Source organism: Nonomuraea diastatica (genome assembly GCF_004349015.1).
GTDB lineage: Bacteria > Actinomycetota > Actinomycetes > Streptosporangiales > Streptosporangiaceae > Nonomuraea > Nonomuraea diastatica.
In genome coordinates this window covers 1-21,033 of the sequence record NZ_SMKP01000002.1, presented here as the reverse complement: position 1 = coordinate 21,033, position 21,033 = coordinate 1, and the positions used below count along the sequence as shown (strand labels likewise).

Here is a 21,033-nt window from a genome sequence, read left to right as displayed (position 1 = left end):
ATCAGGTCATTCAGTTGCCATAGTCGCTGGCGGATTGTCATCAATCTCGAAGAATCGGGGGTATTCGGTGTGGCCGGCCAGGCGGAGGGTCCTGGCGAGCCAGCGGCGCTGCGCCGTACGCGTGACCGCGACCGCGTTGTTGTAGAAGCGGCGGGAGTAGACCACCTTGGCCACGGCGGCGTCGAGCTCTCCGAGCAGGTCACGCCCCCCGGGCGTCTCCGACAGCTTCTCCCTGAACCGCTCCTGGTCCACGGCCGCCCGCAGCGCCCGCGACAGGTCGCTCTCGGCGTGCTCGCGCTCGTCGGGGCCGGCCGTCCTCGCCTCGTGGGCGGCGGCGGCCAGCACCAGGGACGTGGCGGGGTCGAGCAGGCGTGACCCGGCCAGCTCCAGCACCACGGCCCTGCGCCGCATCAGCGCGGCGTCCAGCGACTCCTGAGCCAGCTCCAGCCGGATGTGCAGGCGGTCGAGCCGGCCCGCACGCCAGGAGATGTAGACGGCCACGAGCACCACGACGATGCCCACGATCAGCACGATCATGGTGGATGTCACAGGTCTTCCTCCACACGCCCCGCGCCGCTCGTGGTGACCGTCTCGTAGACGCGCACGACGTCGCGCGCGACCGTGGACCAGTCGTACTTCCTGACCGCGACCAGCGCCTCGGCGGCCAGCTTGGCCCGGCGTTCCGGAGCGTCGAGCAGCGCGCCCGCCTCGCGCGCCAGCGCGTCGGGGTCGCCGTTGGAGAACAGCGCGCCCGCCTGCCCGTCGCCGAGCACCCTGCGGAAGGCGGGGATGTCGCTGGCCAGCACCGTGGCCCCGGACGCCATGGCCTCGGCCAGCACGATGCCGAAGCTCTCGCCGCGCGTGTTGGGCGCGCAGAACACATCGACCGAGTGGTAGGCGCGGATCTTGTCGGCCTCGCTCACCATGCCGAGCACGGTCACCCTGTCGTGGAAGCGCTTGGGCACCCGCTCGTAGACGTCCTTCTCGTCGCCGGGGCCGGCGACGAGCAGCTTCACGTCCGCCCGCTCGGCCGCCAGCTTCGAGAACGCGTCGAGCAGGATGGGCAGCCCCTTGCGCTCTTCGTCCATCCGGCCGAGGAAGCCGAGCGTGGCGCCGTCGGGCCCCCAGCCGCCGAGCGGCTCAACCTCGGTGTAGCGGGAGACGGTCACGCCGTTGGGGATCAGCACGGTGTCGCCGCCGAACTGCTCCACCAGGCTCTTACGGGCCGCGTCGGAGACCGCGATGCGCCCGCTGAGCTTCTCCAGCGCGCTCTGCAGCACCGGCTCGGCCACCGCGATCGCCCGCGAGCGCACCCACGAGGCGTGGAACGTCGCCACGATCGGGCCCTTGGCGGCCCAGCAGGCCAGGATGCCCAGGCTCGGGATCAGCGGCTCGTGGATGTGCAGCACGTCGAACTCGCCCGTGCGCACCCACCGCCGCACCCGCGCGGCCGACAGGAAGCCGAACGACATCCTGGCCACCGACCCGTTGTACGGCACGGGGATGGCGCGGCCCGCGCCCGTCACGTAGGGGGGCAGCTCGTCGTCGTCGGCCGCCGGCGCGATCACCGACACCTCGTGGTCCTGCGCCATGAGCGCCTGGGCCAGATCGTCGATGTGCTGCTTGACCCCGCCCGGCATGTCCCACGAGTAGGGGCAGACGATGCCGACCTTCATGACCGCAGGTCCTCCAGCCAGAGCCGCTGCAGCATGTGCCAGTCCTCCGGGTGCTCGGCGATCCCTTTCTCGAACACCTCGGCCATGCGCTGCGCCACCGCGGCGACCTTCTCCTGCCGGGTGCCCTCCTCCGGGACCGGGATCTCCTCGTGGATGTGGATGCCCCAGTCGTCGCCCACGAAGTAGACGGTCGCGGGCAGCAGCGCGGCCCCGGTCTGCACGGCCAGCAGCGGCGGCCCCGCGGGCACCTTGGTGGTCGCGCCGAAGAAGCGCACCTCGACGCCGCTCTTGGTCAGGTCGCGCTCGGCGGGCAGGCACACGACTCCGCCCTTGCGCACCCGCGAGGCCAGGGTGCCGAAGTTGTGCCCGTCGCCTCCGGTGAGCGGCAGCACCTCCATGCCGAGCCCTTCGCGGAAGGCGACGTAGCGGCGGAACAACGACTCCGGCCTGAGCCGCTCGGCCACGGTGGTGAACGGATGCCCCACGCCCACCAGCCACGCGCCCGCCTGGTCCCAGTTGCCCATGTGGGGCAGGGCCAGCACCACGCCCCGCCCGCCCGCCACGGTGTCGTGCACGTGCTCGGCGCCGATGACATGGGTGCGGCGAACGACCTCCTCGGTGCGCATCGACGGCAGCCGGAAGACCTCGTGGAAGTAGCGGAAGTAGGAGCGCATGCCGGCCCTGGTGAGCTCGCTCAGCTCACGGCTGCCCACCTCGAGGCCGGTCACCCTGGCCAGGTTGGACTCCAGCCGGCGGACGGACTTGCCGCGCCTGCGCCAGACGCGGTCGGCCAGGAAGCGGAAGACCGCCGCCGTCGGCCCCTCGGGCAGCAGCGGAACGAGCTTCCAGCCGGCCGCGAAGCCCGCGGCCACGATGCGATCGCTGACGGACGTCTTCTCGCTCATCTCTCCCTCGTCTGATGGTAGACCGCCACCACACGCTGCCCCACGGTGATCAGGCTGGCCACCGCGAGCAGCCACATGCCCGCCGGCAGGACGTACGGCACGCCGAGGCCCGAGAGGAAGGCCGCGACCAGCGCCACGACCAGCCGCTCCGGACGTTCGGCCAGCCCCACGTCGGCCGTGAGCCCGAGCCCTTCGGCCCTGGCCTTGGCGTAGGAGACCACGGCTCCCGCGATCAGGCACGCCAACGTCACCGCGGCCATCAGCGTGTCGCCTCCGGCGACGAAATACAAGATCAGGCCGCCGAAGATGGCGGCGTCGGCGACCCGGTCGAGCGTCGAGTCGAGGAAGGCCCCCCAGGTGCTGCCGCCCTTGCCGCCGAGCCTGGCCACCACGCCGTCGAGAAGGTCGAACAGCACGAAGACGGTGATGACGAAGGCGCCCACGGTCAGGAGCCCCAGGGGAAAGAAGAGCAGAGCGGACACGACGGTGCCGAGGGTGCCGATCGCCGTGACGGCGTCGGGGCCGATCCCGCGGCCGACGAGAGCCCTGCCCAGCGGGGTGAGTATCCGGGTCATGGCCGGGCGCAGGAGTTTGAGCATCGCCGTCCGATCGTAGGCCATCGCGGACCTGACAACTTTCTTTGCCCTGCCCCTCTTGTGATATCCGCCACAGGGGTATTTGGTGAACACACCGCGTCCATGCGGTTTCTGTCACCTTCCGCGCGGGCGCGGCGTTGGGAAACATCCGACGACGCGGGAGGCGATGTGGCGGAAAGACACTCAGGCGGCGCCGTGGGAGCCGCGGGCAGGGCACCCGCGGCCGACCGGGCGGATGCGATACGCAATGTCGTGCTGGTCGGCCACTCGGGAGCGGGTAAGACGACCCTCGTCGAGCAGTTGCTGGCCGCCACGGGCACCGTCCAGCGCCCGGGTCGCGTGGAGGACGGCAACACGGTCAGCGACTTCGACGAGGTCGAGGTCCGGCAGCAGCGCTCCGTCAACCTCGCGTCGGCACCGCTCATGTTCAACGGAATCAAGATCAACCTTCTCGACACGCCCGGTTACGCCGACTTCGTGGGCGATCTGCGCGCGGGGCTGCGCGCGGCCGACGCCGCGCTGTTCGTGGTGTCGGCCTCCGAGGGGATCGACGGCCTCACCCAGATCCTCTGGGAGGAGTGCTCCAAGGTCGGCATGCCGCGCGCGGTCGTGATCACCAAGATCGACCACCAGCGGGCCGATTTCGACGAGGTGCTCACCACCTGCCAGGACGTGTTCGGCGACGGCGTCGCGCCCCTCTATCTCCCGGTGATCACCAACGGCCACGTCAACGGCCTGATCGGGCTGCTGTCGCAGAAGTTCTTCAACTACGCCACCGGCACGCGCACGGAGAACGACCCTGGAGCCGAGTACGCGTCCCAGATCGAGGACCACCGCGGCGTCCTGATCGAGGGGATCATCCAGGAGAGCGAGGACGAGTCGCTCATGGAGCGATACCTCGAAGGCGAGCCCATCGACACCAAGGTCCTCATCGACGACCTGGAGAAGGCGGTCGCGCGCGGCAGTTTCTACCCGGTGCTCTGCAGCGGGCTCGGCGTCGGTGCGACGGAGGTGCTCGAGCTCATCACGCAGGGCTTCCCGTCCCCTCTCGAACATCCCATGCCGGAGATCACCGATCTGTCCGGCAAGCCGGTCAAGGACATCACCTGCGACCCGGACGGCCCGCTCGTGGCCGAGGTCGTCAAGACCACGAGCGACCCGTACGTGGGCCGCATCAGCCTCGTACGCGTCTTCTCCGGCACGCTGCGCCCCGACATGACCGTGCACGTGTCCGGGCACGGCCTGGCCGAGCGCGGCCACGAGGACCACGACGTCGACGAGCGCATCGGCACCCTGACCTGCCCGCTGGGCAAGCAGCAGCGCGGCGCGGCCAAGGGCCTCGCCGGCGACATCGTGGCCGTGGCCAAGCTGTCACGCGCCGAGACCGGCGACACGCTCTCGGACGTCGACCGGCCGCTGCTGATGACGGCCTGGCAGATGCCCGACCCGCTGCTCCCCGTGGCCATCACGGCCAAATCGAAGGCCGACGAGGACAAACTGTCACAGGCCCTCGGCAGGCTGGTGGCCGAGGACCCGACGCTGCGCCTGGAGAACAACGCCGAGACCAGGCAGCTCGTCCTGTGGTGCATGGGCGAGGCGCACACCGACGTGCTGCTCGACCGCCTGTCCAAACGGCACGGCGTCGAGGTCGAGCGGGTGGACCTGCGGGTGCCGCTGCGCGAGACGTTCGGCGGCAAGTGCCAGGCGATGGGCCGCAACGTCAAGCAGACCGGCGGCCACGGCCAGTACGCCATCTGCCACCTGGAGGTCGAGCCGCTGCCGTCAGGAGGCGGCTTCGAGTTCGTCGACAAGATCGTGGGCGGCGTGGTGCCGCGCCAGTTCATCCCGTCGGTGGAGAAGGGCGTGCGGGCCCAGATGGAGCGGGGCGTCGTCGCCGGCTACCCGATGGTGGACGTCCGGGTCACCCTGTACGACGGCAAGGCCCACTCCGTCGACTCCTCCGACATGGCCTTCCAGATCGCGGGCCAGCTCGCGCTCAAAGAGGCCGCGTCGAAGGTGCCCACGCTGCTGCTGGAGCCGGTGGACGAGATCTCGGTGCTGGTGGCCGACGACTATGTGGGCTCGGTGATGTCCGACCTGTCGTCGCGGCGCGGGCGGGTGCTCGGCACCGAGCCCGTGGGCACGGGCCGCACTCTGGTGAAGGCGGAGGTGCCGGAGCTGGAGATAACGCGGTACGCCATCGACCTGAGATCCATGTCACACGGCACGGGCAGCTTCCAGCGCACGTTCTTGCGCTACGAGCCGCTGCCGTCCAACCTCGCGAGCAAGGTGGCGGCAACCGGCTGAGGGGCCGGCGGGCCGGGCCGGGAGGGGATTCGTCCCTCCCGGCCCGGCCCTACCCTTTAATCACAGAAGCATCACGAGTACATTTCTTTTTTTGGTCCCGAGCATGTGAGGGCAACTGCCACACTGGGTGGCACTATGCGAACTGGACGCCCACTCCTAGCCGCTGCCGCGCTCGCCGTCGCCACCACGGCCGCCGCCTACGTGTTCGGCCCCGGAGCCGGAGAGAGCCCCGCAGCGAGCCAGAAGAAGACGGCCATGGCCGCCCCCGCCGCGGCGTGCAAGGCCGACGCCCGCTTTCCCAAGCGCGAGCTGCGCGGGGTGTGGATCGCCACGACCCAGAACATCGACTGGCCGTCCAAGACCGGGCTGAGCCCCGCCAAGCAGCGGGCCGAATACCTGAAGATCCTGGACAGCGCCGCCCAGCGCCACCTCAACGCCGTCTTCGTCCAGGTCAGGCCCGCCTCCGACGCGCTCTACAAGTCGTCGCTCGAGCCGTGGTCGCAATATCTCACGGGCACGGCGGGCAAGGACCCCGGGTGGGACCCGCTGCCGTTCCTCATCGACGAGGCACACCAACGCGGCATGGAGTTCCACGCCTGGTTCAACCCCTACCGCGCCTCCTACGGCGACAGCACCGCCAAGCTGCCCGCCGGCCACCCCGCGCGCAAGCACCCGGGCTGGACCGTGAAATACGGCGGCCGCCTCTACTACAACCCCGGCCTGCCCGCCGTGCGCCACCACGTGACCAAGGTCATCACCGACGTGGTCGGCCGCTACGACGTCGATGGGGTGCACTTCGACGACTACTTCTACCCCTACCCGGTGGCGGGCGCGAAGTTCGACGACGGCGCGGCCTTCAAGAAGCACGGCAAGGGAAAAAAGCTCGCCGATTGGCGGCGCGACAACGTCAACACCCTGGTCGCCGAGGTCGACAAGGCCGTCCACGACGCGAAGAACCACGTGAAGTTCGGCATCAGCCCGTTCGGCATCTGGCGGAACACGTCCAACGACCCGAGCGGCTCCAAGACGTCGGGCATGTCTGCGTACGACTCGATCTACGCCGACGCGCGCGCCTGGATCAAGTCCGGCACGGTCGACTACGTGCTGCCGCAGCTCTACTGGCCCCGCGGGCACCGGCTGGCCGACTACAACACGCTCGCGCGCTGGTGGGCCCGCGAGGTCAAGGGCACCGACGTGCAGCTCTACATCGGTCACGGCCTCTACCGCGTCGGCGCCGCCGACGACAAGGCCTGGAGGAAGCCGGGCGAGCTGGCCGCGCAGGTGGGCGTCAACCGCAAGCTCAAGCAGGTCGACGGGTCGGTCTACTTCAGCGCCAAGCAGGTGCTGAGCGACCCGCTGGGCTCGGTCGACCGCCTGGCCAAGTCCCGCTACGGACGGCCGGCGCTGCCGCCCCTGATGAAGGAGCGCGGCGGCCAGGCTCCCGCGCCGCCCGCCGGCGCCCAGGCCTCCGACGGCACGCTGTCGTGGGCGCCTTCCGAGGGCGCCCGCGCGTACGCCGTCTACCGGGTGCCGAAGTCGGGCAAGGACTGCCGCACCACCGACGCCCGCGACCTCGTCGCCGTCGTCTCGCAACCGTCGTACGCGGCGAAGGAGGGCACCTACCTGGTCACTTCGCTCGACCGGCTCTACCACGAGAGCGAGGCCGTCAAGGTGAAGTCCGGCTGACGCCCGTACGCATCACCTGAGGACCCGCCGCGCGGCATCGCGGCGGGTCCTCGCGCATGACGTGGGAGTTCGCGCCCGAACGGGGAAGGAGAGCGTCAGACCCGGTGGTGGGAGGGCCGGGCGCGGGATGAGGAAAAGGGGCCGCAACGGGCCGCGCGGGCGGCCGGGATCGCACCGAGCACACCCGCCGCGTGAGAGGGTAGTCGGGTCCGGTGGCGCCGGAACGTGAGCTGATCGCCCCGTGCCACGGAACATCGATCACGGGAGGTTCTCGGGTGAGGCGCGCGCTAGTGGTGCTGGCCGTGCTGGCCGTTCAGGTGCTGGCCGGGCTGGGGCTGTTCACCGGGGCGGCGCGGGCCGACGACGGCACCGGCCGGGTGGCCCTCATCGGTGTGTCCGGCCTGCACTGGAACGACCTCACCCAGGCCGACACCCCCAACCTGTGGGAGCTGGCCAGGGCGAGCGCGATCGGCTCCATGTCGATCCGCACGGTCGGCACCGTGACCTGCCCCTACGACGCGTGGCTCACCGTGTCGGCGGGCACCAGGTCGGCCGTCGGCTACCGCTGCGGCGCACCTCCCACGCCCGAGCCGCAGGGCGCGGGCGCCGTCATCCCCCACTACCGCTACCTCATCGACGTGGCCGGCCAGCGCAACGCTGGCGTCCTCGGCGAGTCGCTGAAGGCCGCCGGCCAGTGCTCGATCGCCATCGGCCCCGGCGCCGCCCTGGGGCTGGCCGACCGGCAGGGCGCGGTGCGGCACTACCACTCCTCACCACTCCAGGTGAAGACCGCCGACCTGGAGAAGTGCCGGATGATCGCCATGGACGTGGACGACCTCGTCCTCCCCTACCTCACGAGCGGTCAGTTGCCCCGGGTGCCCGACCAGCTCAGCGCCACCGAGCGCCGCGACGCGCTGCGCCTGGCCGACGCCAAGGCGGGCGCGCTGCTGTCGGTCCTGCCCGCGGACACCACGGTGGTGCTCGCGGGGCTGTCCGACCACGGCTCCGTGCCGCACCTGCGGGTGACCGCGCTGCGCGAGCCCGGCGCGGCGGGCCACCTGCTCGGCGCGACCTCCACGCGCCGCGAAGACCTCTCCATCACGCCCGACCTGACCGCCACCGTGCTGACCAAGCTGGGCGTGCCGGTGCCGGCCACGGTCGTGGGCGGTCCGCTGCAGGTCGGCGACCAGGGTGCGACGGTCGACCGGCTGCGTGACGCCGACGCCGACGCGCAGGCCGTCCGCTCGGTGAAGGGCGCCTATTTCACGGTCATGGCGGTCCTGCAGGTGCTGTTCTACCTGATCGCGTTCCTGCTGCTACGCCGCCGCAAGGGCCTCGTCCCCGTACGCGTCGCGGGCGCCGCCCTGGCCGCCGTGCCCGCCGCCAGCTTCCTGGTCAACCTGCTGCCGTGGTCGAGTGTGCCGCAGATGGTCGCCGGGGTGCTCGCGTGGACGGCGGCCATCACCGCGCTGGCGTTCGCGGGGCCGTGGCGGCGCGCGCCCCTCGGCCCGCTCGCGGTCGTGGCCGGCGCCACGGCACTGACGCTCGTCGGCGACCTGCTGACCGGCACGACCCTGCAGGTCAACAGCGTCATGGGCTACAGCGCCGACGTCGGCGCCCGCTACTACGGGCTCGGCAACATCCCGTTCGCGCTGCTGGCGACCGGCACGCTGCTGACCGCCACGGTCATCGCGCACCGCTGGCCGGGCAGGGCGGGCGTGGCCGCGATCGTGGTGCTCGGCACGTTCGCGATGGTGCTCGGCGGGTCGGGCATGGGCAGCGACTTCGGCGGCGTGATCGCCTTCGTGCCGGGCATCGCGGTGACCGCCCTCGTGCTGGCGGGCAAGCGCGTCTCGCTGGTGAAGCTGGCCGTGTTCTGCGTGGCGGGCGGGGTGATCGTGATGACGTTCGCCTGGCTCAACTACCTGCGGCCGCCGGACCAGCAGACGCATCTGGGCAGGTTCGTCGGCCAGGTGCTGACCGGCGAGGCGTTCGACGTCATCTTCCGCAAGCTGCAGGCCATGCTGGCCACCCTGCTCAGCCCCAACCTCATGCCGATCGTGATCGCGGCCGTCGCCTTCCTCGTCTACGCGATCCTGCGGCCCGAGCAGGCCTCGGCCGGCGTGGTGCCGGCCGCGTTCGAGCACTCCCCCGCCCTGCGCGCCGGGCTGATCGGCACGCTCGTCAGCGGCGTGCTCGGCATGCTCGTCAACGACTCCGGTGCGGCCGTGCTGTCCATGGCGCTCGCGCTGGCCGTGCCTCTGCTGCTGGCCACCGGCATCGGCGTGCTACGCGCGCCCGCGTCCGCCGGAGGCGCTCTGGGAGAGCTGGCGAGCGTGCGAAGGTGAGCCGTGGGCCCGGGACGGGTCAGTCCCAGGCGTCGGCGAGCAACTGCCTGGTGTCGCGCAACAACTGCGGGAGGACCTTGGTCTGGCCGACGACCGGCATGAAGTTCGTGTCGCCGCCCCACCTGGGCACCACGTGCTGGTGCAGGTGCGCGGCGATGCCGGCGCCGGCGACCTGGCCGAGGTTCATGCCGACGTTGAAGCCCTGAGCGCCGCTGGCCGTGCGCAGCGCCCCCAGCGACTTCTGGGTGAACTGACCCAGCTCCACCAGCTCGGCGGGCTGCAGCTCCGCGTAGTCGGCCACGTGACGGTAGGGCACCACCATCAGGTGCCCCGAGTTGTACGGATAGAGGTTGAGCACCGCGTAGACGGTGTCGCCCCTGGCGACGATCAGGCCCTCCTCGTCGCTCATCTTGGGGATCGCGTCGAACGGGCACCCGTCGCCGGGGCCGGTGCCCGTCGGTTTGTTCTCGCCCTTGATGTAGGCCATGCGATGCGGGGTCCACAGACGCTCGAAGTGGTCCGGATCCCCTGCCCCTGCCTGATCGTGCATACCTAGCAGCATAGGACTACGGGCAATCACGGTGCTCCTCCGGTACGGACCCGAGCACCGCCTGCGCGCGGGCCCGAGGGCGGGCACTCTCCCCGCGCGAGCCGCCGGAAGGCCTGCCAGGATGTCACCCATGACCTCTCAGCTCGAACCCATGCCCCAAGACTGGCAGCGGGCCCTCGCCATCGTGGCCCACCCCGACGACCTGGAGTACGGCTGCGCGTCGGCCGTGGCGACCTGGACCGACGCGGGCCGCGAAGTCTCCTACGTGCTCGCCACGAAGGGCGAGGCGGGCATCGACACGCTCGAACCCGCCAAGTCCGCCGCCGTGCGCGAGCGTGAGCAGCGGGCCAGCGCGGCCGTCGTCGGGGTGACGAGCGTGGAGTTCCTCGGCCACGCCGACGGGGTGATCGAGTACGGCACCGCCCTCAGAAAGGATCTGGCCTCCGCCATCCGCAGGCACCGTCCGGAGCTCGTGGTCACGCTGAACCCGGACGAGACCTGGAACGGCACGTACTGGAACACGCCCGATCATCGTGCGGTGGGCCGGGCCGTGCTCGACGCGGCCGGTGACGCCGGAAATCGGTGGATTTTTCCCGACACGGAGGCGGAGCCGTGGGACGGCGTGCGCTGGGTCGCCGTGGCCGGATCCGCCTCCCCCACCCACGCCGTGGACGTCACGTCCGGCTTGGAACGCGGCGTGCGCTCGCTCATGGAGCACCGCGCCTACATCGAGGCCCTCACCACCGAAGACCCGGAAGCCTACGCCCGCAACCTGATCGAGGGCTTCGCCACGGAGACGGCCGAACGCTTCGGCGGCCGCCCCGCCGTCTCCTTCCGCCTCTTCCTCCGCTGACTCCCCCGGCCCGCCGGCCCCGCCCGCTCGACCCGTGGCTCGGCCAGCGGGGCACAGCCAGCAGGACGCGGCCAGCAGGGCACGGCGGGGAACAGTGGTGAGGCGGCGCCGGGGTGCGGCGGGCGCCTCACCGCGCGTGCGGGGTCAGACCTGGACCCGGCGCTCCACGGCGTTGACGATCTCGGCGATCGCCTCGTCGATGGGGACGCCGTTCTTCTGCTCGCCGCTGCGGTAGCGGAACGACACCGCGCCGTTGGCGATGTCGTCCTCACCGGCCAGCAGCATGAAGGGGACCTTGGCCTTCTGCGCGTTGCGGATCTTCTTCTGCATGCGGTCGTCGGACCCGTCGACCTCGACCCTGATGCCCCGCTCCTTCAGCCGCTTGGCGACGTCCTGGAGGTAGGGCACGTGGGCGTCGGCGATCGGGATGCCAGTCACCTGGACCGGGGCCAGCCAGGGCGGGAACGCGCCGGCGTAGTGCTCGGTGAGGACGCCGAGGAAACGTTCGATCGAGCCGAACAGCGCCCGGTGGATCATGACGGGCGTCTGGCGGCTGCCGTCGGCGGCCTGGTATTCGAGCTCGAAGCGCTTGGGCTGGTTGAGGTCGAGCTGGATGGTGGACAGCTGCCAGGTGCGGCCGATCGCGTCCTTGGCCTGCACCGAGATCTTCGGGCCGTAGAAGGCCGCGCCGCCCGGGTCGTCGACCAGTTCGAGGCCCGACTCCTCGGCCGTCTGGCGCAGCGCCTCGGTCGCCTCGTCCCAGTCGGCGGGGTCGCCGATGAACTTGTCGGAGTCGTCGCGGGTGGACAGCTCCAGGTGGAACTCCGAGAGGCCGAAGTCGCGCAGCACGCTGAGCACGAAGGTGAGCAGGCTCTTGATCTCGCCGGCCATCTGCTCGCGGGTGCAGTAGATGTGGGAGTCGTCCTGCGTCATGCCGCGCACCCGGGTCAGGCCGTGGACCACGCCCGACTTCTCGTAGCGGTAGACCGAGCCGAACTCGCACAACCGCAGCGGCAGCTCGCGATAGGAGCGCCCGCGCGCCCGGAAGATCAGGTTGTGCATCGGGCAGTTCATCGGCTTGACGCGGTAGTCGATGCCCTCCAGCTCGAAGGGCGGGAACATGTCCTCGGCATACCACGGCAGGTGACCGGAGGTCTCGAACAGCGTCGACTTGGTGATGTGCGGGGTGTTGACGAACTCGTAGCCCGCCTCGCCCTGCCGCCGGCGCATGTAGTCTTCCATCTCCTTGCGGATGATCCCGCCCTTGGGATGGAAGACCGGCAGACCGCTGCCCAGCTCGGGCGGGAAGCTGAACAGGTCGAGCTCGGCGCCGAGCCTGCGGTGGTCGCGTTTCTCCGCCTCCGCCAGCAGCTTGAGGTAGTCGTCCTGCTTGTCGCGCGACTCCCACGCGGTGCCGTAGATGCGCTGGAGCTGCGGGTTCTTCTCGCTGCCCCGCCAGTAGGCGCCGCCGGAGCGCATGAGCTTGAACGCGGGGATCGACCGGGTGGACGGCACGTGGGGGCCGCGGCACAGGTCTTTCCACGCAGGCTCGCCGGTCTTGGGGTCGAGGTTGTCGTAGATGGTGAGCTGCCCCGCGCCCACCTCGACCGACTCTTCGTCCTCGGCCCCGCCCTTGAGCCCGATCAGCTCCAGTTTGTACGGCTCGCCCGCCAGCTCCTCGCGCGCCTCGTCGTCGGAGACGGCCCGGCGGGAGAACAGCTGCCCCTGCTTGACGATCTCGCGCATGCGCTTCTCGATGCGCTTGAGATCGTCGGGGTGGAACGCCTGCTCGACGTCGAAGTCGTAGTAGAAGCCGTTGTCGACGGGCGGGCCGATGCCCAGCTTGGCCTCGGGGAAGAGCTCCTGCACGGCCTGCGCCATGACGTGGGCGGTGGAGTGGCGGACGATCGCCCGGCCCTCCTCGCTGGAGACCTCGATCGGCTCGACCGCGTCGCCCTGCTCCAGCGGGTGGGCCAGGTCGCGCGCCTCCCCGTTGACCCTGGCCGCGATGACCGTGCGGCCGTCGGCCTCGAGGGCCTGCCCGGCCGTCGTGCCGGCCGCGACCACACGCTCGGCTCCGGCGAGGGTGATGCGTAGCTCGGCTGACACGGTGACTCCTCAGGGATCGCGCTCGATGCCCGGCACCGAGGCTGCTTCGATGGTGAACACCGATGCTATCGCGGGCGACAGGCGTCCCCGGCCACCGCGCCCGCGCCCTGGACGATCTTCCGGGCGGAGCCGGCGGGTCAGTGCCGCTGGCGCGGGCGATACCCCAGTTTCGTCAGCTCCCTGCGGGTGCCGTGGAAGATGTTGCGGTCGATCGGGCTGTTGGCGTACTGGTGGATGGTCCAGTCGCGCCAGGGACGCGGCACGTCCGGCCGGCCGCGCGGCTTCGCCGGGCTCGCGATCCACAACGGATATTCGGCCAGGCCCGCGCAGTGTCCTCCATGGGCGAAGGCGTGGAAGGTGTAGATGAACGGCCGCAGGCCGCCGTGCCGCTCGACGTGGTGGCACCAGCGGCGCGCGAAGCGGGCGACCCGCTCGGGGCGCGCGCCGTCGTTGGTTTCCAGGTCGAGGGCGACCAGGTCGCCGCGGCGCAGCCCGCCCGCCTGCCCGATGGTGCGCAGGAAGTGCCGCGCCTGCTCGATGGGGTCGCCCTTGGGCCGGGCGAAGTGGTACGCGCCGCAGACGATCCAGCTCTCCCGCATGCCGTTCCAGTTGCGCGCGAACCACTTGTCGACGTAGTCACCACCCTCGGTGGCCTTGGCGAAGGCGAAGGACACGCCGGTCTCGGCGTGGTCGGCCCAGTCGACGGTGCCCTGCCAGTTCGACACATCTATGCCCAGGAGCAAGCGCTTCACCTTGTCGGAGTTTATTGAGATGTCTCCTGATCAGCCCTTCGCCGCGCCGATCAGCAGGCTCAGGGTACGTTCCCTGCCGGAGTACGCGGAGCCCACGAAATCGGTCACCCCGGCCTGCCTGAGCTCGTCGAGCTTGGCCAGCACCGTGTCCTCGTCGCCGACGACCGCCACCTCGCCCGGGGTGGCCGCGCCCTCCCTGTCGAGCATCGCACGGTAGGACGGGAGGCGTCCGTACGTCTCGAAGATCTCGTTGGCGCGCGCGACCGCGGCGGCGGGGTCGTCGGTCACGCAGACGGGCAGCGCGCACACGATCCTGGGCGGCTCGCGGCCCGCCTCGGCTGCGGCCGCCTTGATGGTGGGCGCGATGTGCTCGGCGATCGTCTTGGGGCCGGTCATCCAGAGCACGGTGCCGTCGGCCACGGTGCCGGCGAGCCTGAGCATCCGCGGGCCGAGCGCGGCGACCAGCACGGGGAATCCGGCGCCCGGAGTGCCGAGCCGGATGTCGGCCTTGAGCGTCTCGCCCTCGTACCTGACCTGCTCTCCTCTGCTCGCCGGGATGAGGATGTCGAGGTATTCCTTCATGTGGCGGCCGGGCCGGTCGAAGCTGTAGCCGTACATGTCCTCGATGACGACCTTGTGCGACAGGCCGATGCCGAGGGCGAGGCGCCCGCCGAGCGCGGCGTTGACGGTCATGGCCTGCTGGGCGAGCGCGGCCGGGTGGCGCGGATAGGTCGGCACGACGGCGGTGCCGAGCTCGATGACGGGAACCTGGCCGCCGGCGGCGCCCAGGGCGGTGAGGGCGTCGAGGCCGAAGATGTTGGACAACCAGGCCGAGGTGAAGCCGTCCCGCGCCGCCCCGGCAATCTGGTCGCGGAGGTCGCCGATGGGGTCGTCCACGTTTCGCTCGGACAGGAAGAAGCCGTATCGCATAAGGACAGAACTCCGTTCTGGTGACTGACGCGAATGTATCTCCCCATCGCGGCGGGGGTCATCCGCCGGGCCGGACGAGATTTGTAAAGTGGCGAACATGACGCACGAACGCGCGGGAAAGCCCGCTCGACCAGCCGACCTCGTCGACGTCGCCCGGCTGGTGACGTCCTACTACGCGCTCCGTCCCGACCCTGACGAGGTGGAGCAGCGGGTGGCGTTCGGCACCTCGGGGCACCGGGGTTCGGCGTTCGACACGGCGTTCAACGAGGACCACATCCTCGCCACGAGCCAGGCCATCTGCGAATATCGGCGCGCGCAGGGCACGGACGGGCCGTTGTTCCTCGGCATCGACACGCACGCGCTGTCGGAGCCCGCGCGGGTGTCGGCGCTGGAGGTGCTGGCGGCCAACGACGTCACGGTCCTGATCGACGCCCGCGACGGCTACACGCCGACCCCCGCCGTGTCCCACGCCGTCCTGCGGCACAACCGGGGTCGCACGTCGGGGCTCGCCGACGGCGTGGTGATCACGCCGTCGCACAACCCGCCGGGCGACGGCGGCTTCAAGTACAACCCGCCGCACGGCGGTCCCGCGGGCACCGACGCCACCACGTGGATCCAGGACCGCGCCAACCGGCTGCTGGCCGCGGGGATGGAGGGCGTGTCGCGGATCCCCTACTCCAGGGCGCTGGGCCTGGCGGGGCGTTATGACTTCCTCGGGACGTACGTCGACGACCTGCCGTCCGTGCTCGACCTGGACGCGATCAGGGCGGCCGGGGTGCGGGCCGGGGCCGACCCGCTGGGCGGGGCGAGCGTGGCCTACTGGGGGGAGATCGCCGAACGGCACCGCCTCGACCTGACGGTCGTCAACCCGCTGGTCGATCCGACGTGGCGGTTCATGACGCTCGACTGGGACGGCAAGATCCGGATGGACTGCTCGTCGCCGTACGCGATGGCGTCGCTGATCGCCAATCGCGTAGAATACGACATATCCACCGGCAACGACGCCGACGCGGACCGGCACGGCATCGTCACACCCGACGGCCTCATGAACCCCAACCACTACCTCGCCGTCGCCATCTCCTACCTCTACGCACACCGCGACGGCTGGCCGGCCAACGCCGGAATCGGCAAGACCATGGTCAGCAGCGGCGTCATCGACCGCGTCGCGCAGTCGCTGGGGCGGCGGCTCTACGAGGTCCCGGTGGGCTTCAAGTGGTTCGTGCCCGGGCTGCTCGACGGGTCGCTGGGATTCGGCGGCGAGGAGAGCGCGGGGGCGTCGTTCCTGCGGCGCGACGGATCCGTCTGGTGCACCGACAAGGACGGCGTCATCCTGGCACTGCTGGCCTCCGAGATCCTCGCCGTCACCGGCCGGTCGCCGAGCGACCACTACAGGGAGCTGGTCGAGCGGTTCGGCGAGCCCGCGTACGCCCGCGTGGACGCTCCCGCGACGCGCGAGGAGAAGGCCGTGCTCGGGAAACTCTCCGCCGAGCAGGTGACGGCCTCGTCGCTGGCGGGCGAGCCGATCACGGCGGTGCAGACGTCGGCGCCCGGCAACGGCGCGGCGCTCGGCGGGGTGAAGGTGGCGACCGAGAGCGCCTGGTTCGCGGCCCGCCCCTCCGGGACCGAGGACGTCTACAAGATCTACGCCGAGTCCTTCCGCGGGCCTGACCATCTGGCCAAGGTCCAGGAGGAGGCCCGCTCCCTGGTCTCGTCGGCCCTCGGCTGAGCCCGCGGGCGGCCAGGCCGCCGGGCGTGGCCCGGCCTGGCGCCCGCGGGATCCAGCGCGGCCCGTGAGAGCCCCATCAGTAGGTCAGGTGCCGGCCGCCGTCGCCGACGAGGACCTCGCCGGTGACCAGGTCCGACTCCAGCAGCGCGACGATCATCTGGGCGACGTCCTCCGGACGCGCCGTGCGTTTCAGCGGCGCCTTCGCCTCCTCCCGCGCGGCCATCTCGGAGAACACCTGCTCCCCCATCCTGCCGATGTGCCAGCGGGTCGCCACGATGCCGGGCGCGACGGCGTTCACCCGGACCTCGGGGCCGAGCGCGACCGCCAGGTCACGGGTGAGCTGGATCAGGGCGGCCTTGCTCACCCCGTACGCGATGGAGGAGCCCGTGGGGAGGAGACCGGCAATGGAGGATACGTTGACGATCGCGCCGCGCGCGGCCCGCAGGTCGGGGGCGAAGGCGCGGGCGCAGTGGAAGGGGCCCATCAGGTTGACGCCCATGATCTCCCGCCACACCTCGCCGGTGAGCCCCTCCAGGTCCGGGAAGGGCACCCAGGTGGTCGTTCCCGCGTTGCACACCAGGACGTCGACCCTGCCGTGGGCGGCGCGTACACGCGCGGCCATGCGCCGCACGGCGGCGTCGTCGGACACGTCGGCGGCCATCGCCTCGGCCTTGCAGCCCAGACCCTCCAGACGGGCGACCGTGGCCTCCGCCTCCGCCGCCGAACGCGAATAATTGACGATCACGGTCGCCGCGCCCTTCCCGGCCAGGTGCTCCGCCACGGCGGCCCCGATGCCGGTGCCGCCGCCGGTGATCACGGCGACGCTGCCGTTGATGTCCATGCCTCTCCTTCACTCCTCGACCAGTCGCCGGCGCAGCGGGTCGAAGGCGGTGATATCCATGTCCTTGCTCTCGCGCGAGGCGTAGAAGGCCGCGAACGAGATCACCGCGGTCCCGATGAGGAACGCCGCGACCAGCCACGGCGCCCCGCCCAGCCGTGCCGCGAGAGCGGCGCCGATCAGCGGCGAGAACCCGGCCACCGCCGCGCCCAGCTCGCGGGAGGCCGCGAACCCGGTGTAGCGCACCCGCGCCCCGAACAGCTCGGCGTAGAACACCGGCTGCACCGCGACCTGCGGGGCGAACCCGAACGCCCCCATGATCATCATCGCCAGCCACACGAGCCAGGGCACGCCGGTGTCGACCATGAGGAAGTACGGGAAGGCGAACACCGCGACGAACACCACGCTGAACAGGTTGAGCGGGCGCCGCCCCACCCGGTCCGACAGATGGCCGTAGACCGGCTGCAGCACGATGACGGTCAGCCCGAAGAAGATCACCCCCAGCAGTGCCGTATGGCTGTCCAGGCCGAGCCGGCTGGTGGCGTACGCGACGCTGAACGTGGCCAGCGTGTAGACCACGGCCGTGTCGCAGATGTGCGCCCCGACGCCGACGAGGAAGTTGCGCGGGTAGCGGGCCACGGCGTCCTTGATCGGCAGCCTGATGATCTCGCGGGTCCGCTCCATCTCGCGGAACACCGGCGACTCGGCCACCCGCAACCGCACGTACAGCGCCACCCCGATCAGCGCGAAGCTCACGAGGAACGGCACCCGCCAGCCCCACGAGAAGATGTCCTGCTGCGGCAGGAGCTGCACGAGCAGGAACGCCGAGGTGCCGAGCACCAGGCCGATCTGCACGCCGGTCTGCGCGTAGGAGGCGTAGTAACCGCGCCTGCCCTGCGGGGCGTGCTCGGCCAGCAGCGTCGCCGCCCCGCCGAACTCCGCGCCCGCTCCCAGCCCCTGGCAGACGCGCAGCAGCGTGAGCAGGATGGGCGCCCACACGCCGATCGACGGGTAGGTGGGCAGCAGGCCGATGAGCCCGGTCGACACGCCCATGATCAGGGTGGTGATGATCAGGGTCGAGCGGCGGCCGATCTTGTCGCCGAGGTGGCCGAACAGGATGCCGCCGAACGGCCGGACCACGAATCCCACGCCGAACGTGGCGAACGCGGCGATCGTGCCCGCCGCCGGATCGGCCTCGGTGAAGAACAGCTGGTTGAAGACGAGCGCGGCGGCGGTGCCGTAGATGAAGAAGTCGTACCACTCCAGTGCGGTGCCCACGAGGGCGCCCGTGACGACGCGCTTCAGTTCGGGTGTTGTGGCGGACATCTGACCTCCAGGGGGGTGTCAGGGCGTGCCGGGCCGCGGTCAGCGGCCCGGCGCAGGCCGCGGAGCCCGCGGAGCCCGCGGAGCCCGCGGAGCCCGCGGAGCCCGCGGCTGCGCGACGCCGAGCCGTGCGGCGAGGACGCCCAGCTCGGCCCAGACGGGCGCGGGCACGGGAATCCCCTCTTTCAGCCGCCTCGCGCGCGCCTCCGCCTCCGGCTCCCCCGGAACGACCACGCCGGGGCCCGAGGCGCGCAGGGCTTCGCAGAACGATTCGACCTGGGCGACGTAGTCGTCCAGGGGGACGAACGCGGAAACGTCCATGGCGGTGATCACCGTGCCGAACGTGCCGTCGTACTCGGGTGAGCAGGCGGTGTCGGTGCCGGTGAGCAGGCCGCCGACCAGCTCGATGAGGACGCTCAGGCCGTACCCCTTGTGGCCGCCGAACGGCAGCAGCGCCCCGCCCCGGTAGAAGTCGGCCGGGTCGGTGGAAGGGCGGCCCTCGGGATCGACGACCACCCCCTCGGGCGCCTTCGAGCCGCCGGCCAGCAGCAGGCCCAGCTTGCCCTCGGCCATGGCAGCCGTCGCCCAGTCCATGACCACGGCCGCACCTCCTGCCCGGGGCACGGCCCAGGCCATGGGGTTGGTGCCGAGCATCCTGCGGCGCCCGCCGTACGGGGCGACCGTCGGGTCGGCGTTGCCGACCACCTGCGCGATGAGGCCCTGGGCGGCCAGCGTCCCGGCGTACTCGCCGAGCCTGCCGACGTGGTTGCACTCCCTGATGGCGACCACGCCGGCGCCGTGCGCGGCGGCGAGCCGCGCCGCCTCGGCGGCGGCCAGCCGGGCGGCGACCTGGCCGAAGCCGCGCCGTCCCGACACGACCGCGGTCGCGCCACGGCGCGAGACGACGGCGGGGCGGGCGTCCGGCACGATCACACCGGCCTCGATCCTGTCAACGTACGGCATGAGCCGGCGTACGCCGTGCGAGCCGTGCCCGGCGAGGTCGGCCTCGACCAGGGAGGCGGAGACCGTCGCCGCCGTGCCGGCGGGGACCCGTGCGGCGGTCAGGAGGTCGCGGGCGAGATCGCGCAGCTGGTCGGCGGTGATGAGACGGGAGGATGCGTTCACGGTGACCTGTCTCGCTTCCGCAGATCCTGCGTTCCGTGTGCGCGCTTATGCCCACTGTGAGCCCGCCCAAACGGATCAAGGGAAAGGGCGTACCAAGCGCTTGGCCGCAGCCCGGACGGACGCCGGACCGGCGCGGCAGAGCCGCGGGAGGGGCTGTCAGCGGGTGAGCTCGGGGGCGGTGGCGGTGCTCATCCCGGTGCGGCCGATGTCCGCGCGGCGGCCGGCGGCGACCCCGTCGCGGTAGCCGGTGCCGCTCGTCCTGGGCACGCTCATCCGGATGTCCGGGTAGCGGGCCGCCACCGCCCGCTCCACCTCGGCCCTCCGGTCGGCCAGCACCACCGCCGTCCCGGTGCCGGCGGACTCGGCCTCGGCGCGGGATTCGGCGCAGGATTCGGCGCGGGATTCGGCGCGGGATTCGGCGCGGGATTCGGCGCGGGATTCGGCGCGGGATTCGGCGCGGGATTCGGCGCGGGATTCGGCTTCGCACAGCAGCCGGTACACCTCGTCGGTGAACCCGAGCAACCACGACCGCCGGTAGGCCCGCGCGGCCGTGACCCCCTCGGGGAGCCGCACGCGCGCCAGCCCCGAGGCCATCTGCAGCAGCAACGAGGTGGCCAGCAGGTCGGCGCGTTCGAGGTCGGCGGCGAAGCCGAACACGTGCACGCGCTGCCCGCCCTCACCCCGCCCGATGAGCAGGGGCCGACACCGCATCGCCTGGGCGACCAGGCTGACGAGGCGGGCCTTCTCCCTGGCCCACGGATGGGGCAGGGAGACGATGCGGTCGCCGGGCGTCTGGCGGGTGCCCGCGGGAGGAAGCGCGTCGATGCCGTGCCTGGCCATGAGCGCCGACGCGGCCGCCATGAACGCCGCCCGCTCGTGCTCGTTGTCGGTGCGTTCGGCCTTGGCCAGGAGTTTCCTGACGCGTTCCAGCGTGCGCTCCCGCAACAGTGCTCCTCCGACGACGCCTCAGGACTTCGTCAGCACCCTCCCGTCGGCCCCTAGGGCGGGGAAGGCGCCTGTGTCGACGATGCCGTGCTGGTGGTAGAGAGCCTCGATGAGGGCGTGTGCCTGCGGCTCCAGCTTCCACAGAGCACGATACTCGCGCGCCGTGGCCAGCGAGATGCCGATCTCCTGCGCGATGTCGACGGTGCGCGGCACGATGCCCTTGGCGATCTGCCGGTCCCAGTAGTCGCGCGCGGCCCGCATCCGTGCGGCCCGCTCGGCCGTGCTGACCACCTGCGGGGTGGCGTCGAGCACCTCGACGTCCTCGTCCTCGTCCTCGACGAGCTCGGCCAGCGCGGGCGGCAGG

The 21,033-nt window shown here is 71.3% G+C and carries 17 protein-coding genes and 1 pseudogene; 5 read left to right on the top strand and 13 right to left on the bottom strand.

Annotated elements, in window-relative coordinates:
• Window positions 1-6: 6 nt before the first annotated feature.
• The 4 genes from E1294_RS00775 to pgsA are packed head-to-tail and all read right to left on the bottom strand — an operon-like array spanning window position 7 to window position 3,201.
• Window positions 7-549, bottom strand: a complete 543-nt coding sequence (locus tag E1294_RS00775) for a hypothetical protein (protein ID WP_132503662.1) — start codon at window positions 547-549, stop codon at window positions 7-9.
• On the bottom strand, window positions 546-1,676 hold the full coding sequence (locus E1294_RS00770) for a glycosyltransferase family 4 protein (RefSeq protein ID WP_132503661.1): 1,131 nt from the start codon (window positions 1,674-1,676) through the stop codon (window positions 546-548). The genes E1294_RS00775 and E1294_RS00770 overlap by 4 nt, the downstream gene beginning before the upstream one ends.
• Entirely contained in the window at window positions 1,673-2,581 is a 909-nt protein-coding gene (locus E1294_RS00765) for a phosphatidylinositol mannoside acyltransferase (RefSeq protein ID WP_132503660.1), read from the bottom strand. Before E1294_RS00765 ends, E1294_RS00770 begins: the two co-directional genes overlap by 4 nt.
• Complete coding sequence (pgsA, locus tag E1294_RS00760) at window positions 2,578-3,201, bottom strand: phosphatidylinositol phosphate synthase (protein WP_132503659.1); 624 nt, start codon at window positions 3,199-3,201, stop codon at window positions 2,578-2,580. The genes E1294_RS00765 and pgsA overlap by 4 nt, the downstream gene beginning before the upstream one ends.
• A gap of 144 nt (window positions 3,202-3,345) precedes the next feature.
• On the opposite strand from pgsA, the gene E1294_RS00755 reads away from it, so the two are divergent.
• From E1294_RS00755 to E1294_RS00745, 3 genes are all read left to right on the top strand, one after another.
• Window positions 3,346-5,484 (top strand): elongation factor G-like protein EF-G2, encoded by a 2,139-nt coding sequence (locus tag E1294_RS00755; protein WP_181958439.1) that lies wholly within the window; start codon window positions 3,346-3,348, stop codon window positions 5,482-5,484.
• Window positions 5,485-5,619: 135 nt separating this feature from the next.
• Window positions 5,620-7,170 (top strand): glycoside hydrolase family 10-like protein, encoded by a 1,551-nt coding sequence (locus tag E1294_RS00750; protein ID WP_132503657.1) that lies wholly within the window; start codon window positions 5,620-5,622, stop codon window positions 7,168-7,170.
• Window positions 7,171-7,445: 275 nt separating this feature from the next.
• On the top strand, window positions 7,446-9,518 hold the full coding sequence (locus tag E1294_RS00745) for a hypothetical protein (RefSeq protein WP_246082735.1): 2,073 nt from the start codon (window positions 7,446-7,448) through the stop codon (window positions 9,516-9,518).
• A gap of 19 nt (window positions 9,519-9,537) precedes the next feature.
• On the opposite strand, the gene E1294_RS00740 is transcribed toward E1294_RS00745, so the two are convergent.
• On the bottom strand, window positions 9,538-10,068 hold the full coding sequence (locus tag E1294_RS00740; protein WP_246082734.1) for an HIT family protein: 531 nt from the start codon (window positions 10,066-10,068) through the stop codon (window positions 9,538-9,540).
• Window positions 10,069-10,198: 130 nt separating this feature from the next.
• Here E1294_RS00740 and E1294_RS00735 point away from each other — a divergent pair, with 130 nt between their 5' ends.
• Window positions 10,199-10,921 (top strand): PIG-L deacetylase family protein, encoded by a 723-nt coding sequence (locus E1294_RS00735; RefSeq protein WP_132503655.1) that lies wholly within the window; start codon window positions 10,199-10,201, stop codon window positions 10,919-10,921.
• 144 nt (window positions 10,922-11,065) lie between these two features.
• Here E1294_RS00735 and thrS read toward each other — a convergent pair whose 3' ends face one another.
• The 3 genes from thrS to E1294_RS00720 all read right to left on the bottom strand — a co-directional run bounded on the left by thrS (window position 11,066) and on the right by E1294_RS00720 (window position 14,712).
• A complete protein-coding gene (gene thrS, locus E1294_RS00730; RefSeq protein ID WP_132503654.1) occupies window positions 11,066-13,030 on the bottom strand; it encodes a threonine--tRNA ligase in 1,965 nt (654 codons plus the stop codon).
• 137 nt (window positions 13,031-13,167) lie between these two features.
• Window positions 13,168-13,782, bottom strand: a complete 615-nt coding sequence (locus tag E1294_RS00725; protein ID WP_165977016.1) for a glycoside hydrolase family 25 protein — start codon at window positions 13,780-13,782, stop codon at window positions 13,168-13,170.
• Window positions 13,783-13,812: 30 nt separating this feature from the next.
• Window positions 13,813-14,712 (bottom strand): LLM class F420-dependent oxidoreductase, encoded by a 900-nt coding sequence (locus E1294_RS00720; protein WP_132503652.1) that lies wholly within the window; start codon window positions 14,710-14,712, stop codon window positions 13,813-13,815.
• Between the two features lie 97 nt (window positions 14,713-14,809).
• Here E1294_RS00720 and pgm point away from each other — a divergent pair, with 97 nt between their 5' ends.
• Complete coding sequence (gene pgm, locus E1294_RS00715; protein WP_132503651.1) at window positions 14,810-16,438, top strand: phosphoglucomutase (alpha-D-glucose-1,6-bisphosphate-dependent); 1,629 nt, start codon at window positions 14,810-14,812, stop codon at window positions 16,436-16,438.
• A gap of 76 nt (window positions 16,439-16,514) precedes the next feature.
• Here the strand turns inward: pgm and E1294_RS00710 are convergent, their stop codons facing one another.
• The 5 genes and pseudogenes from E1294_RS00710 to E1294_RS52305 form a co-directional block, all read right to left on the bottom strand.
• On the bottom strand, window positions 16,515-17,279 hold the full coding sequence (locus E1294_RS00710) for an SDR family NAD(P)-dependent oxidoreductase (RefSeq protein WP_132503650.1): 765 nt from the start codon (window positions 17,277-17,279) through the stop codon (window positions 16,515-16,517).
• A 9-nt stretch (window positions 17,280-17,288) separates the two neighbouring features.
• Complete coding sequence (locus E1294_RS00705) at window positions 17,289-18,602, bottom strand: MFS transporter (RefSeq protein WP_132503649.1); 1,314 nt, start codon at window positions 18,600-18,602, stop codon at window positions 17,289-17,291.
• A 39-nt stretch (window positions 18,603-18,641) separates the two neighbouring features.
• Window positions 18,642-19,724 carry an Ldh family oxidoreductase gene (locus E1294_RS00700; protein ID WP_132503648.1) on the bottom strand — a complete coding sequence of 361 codons (1,083 nt, stop codon included), beginning with the start codon at window positions 19,722-19,724 and terminating at the stop codon, window positions 18,642-18,644.
• 156 nt (window positions 19,725-19,880) lie between these two features.
• On the bottom strand, window positions 19,881-20,669 hold the full coding sequence (locus E1294_RS00695) for a DUF2786 domain-containing protein (protein WP_132503647.1): 789 nt from the start codon (window positions 20,667-20,669) through the stop codon (window positions 19,881-19,883).
• A gap of 21 nt (window positions 20,670-20,690) precedes the next feature.
• A pseudogene (locus E1294_RS52305) lies at window positions 20,691-21,033 on the bottom strand (hypothetical protein); the annotation flags it as partial.

What these genes read in the sequence shown, in the direction of transcription:
- E1294_RS00770 (WP_132503661.1), bottom strand. Translation starts at nt 1,676, where the DNA reads ATGAAGGTCGGCATCGTCTGCCCCTACTCGTGGGACATGCCGGGCGGG.
- E1294_RS00765 (WP_132503660.1), bottom strand. Translation starts at nt 2,581, where the DNA reads ATGAGCGAGAAGACGTCCGTCAGCGATCGCATCGTGGCCGCGGGCTTC.
- pgsA (WP_132503659.1), bottom strand. Translation starts at nt 3,201, where the DNA reads ATGGCCTACGATCGGACGGCGATGCTCAAACTCCTGCGCCCGGCCATG.
- E1294_RS00750 (WP_132503657.1), top strand. Translation starts at nt 5,620, where the DNA reads ATGCGAACTGGACGCCCACTCCTAGCCGCTGCCGCGCTCGCCGTCGCC.
- E1294_RS00740 (WP_246082734.1), bottom strand. Translation starts at nt 10,068, where the DNA reads ATGCACGATCAGGCAGGGGCAGGGGATCCGGACCACTTCGAGCGTCTG.
- E1294_RS00735 (WP_132503655.1), top strand. Translation starts at nt 10,199, where the DNA reads ATGACCTCTCAGCTCGAACCCATGCCCCAAGACTGGCAGCGGGCCCTC.
- E1294_RS00720 (WP_132503652.1), bottom strand. Translation starts at nt 14,712, where the DNA reads ATGCGATACGGCTTCTTCCTGTCCGAGCGAAACGTGGACGACCCCATC.
- pgm (WP_132503651.1), top strand. Translation starts at nt 14,810, where the DNA reads ATGACGCACGAACGCGCGGGAAAGCCCGCTCGACCAGCCGACCTCGTC.
- E1294_RS00710 (WP_132503650.1), bottom strand. Translation starts at nt 17,279, where the DNA reads ATGGACATCAACGGCAGCGTCGCCGTGATCACCGGCGGCGGCACCGGC.
- E1294_RS00705 (WP_132503649.1), bottom strand. Translation starts at nt 18,602, where the DNA reads ATGTCCGCCACAACACCCGAACTGAAGCGCGTCGTCACGGGCGCCCTC.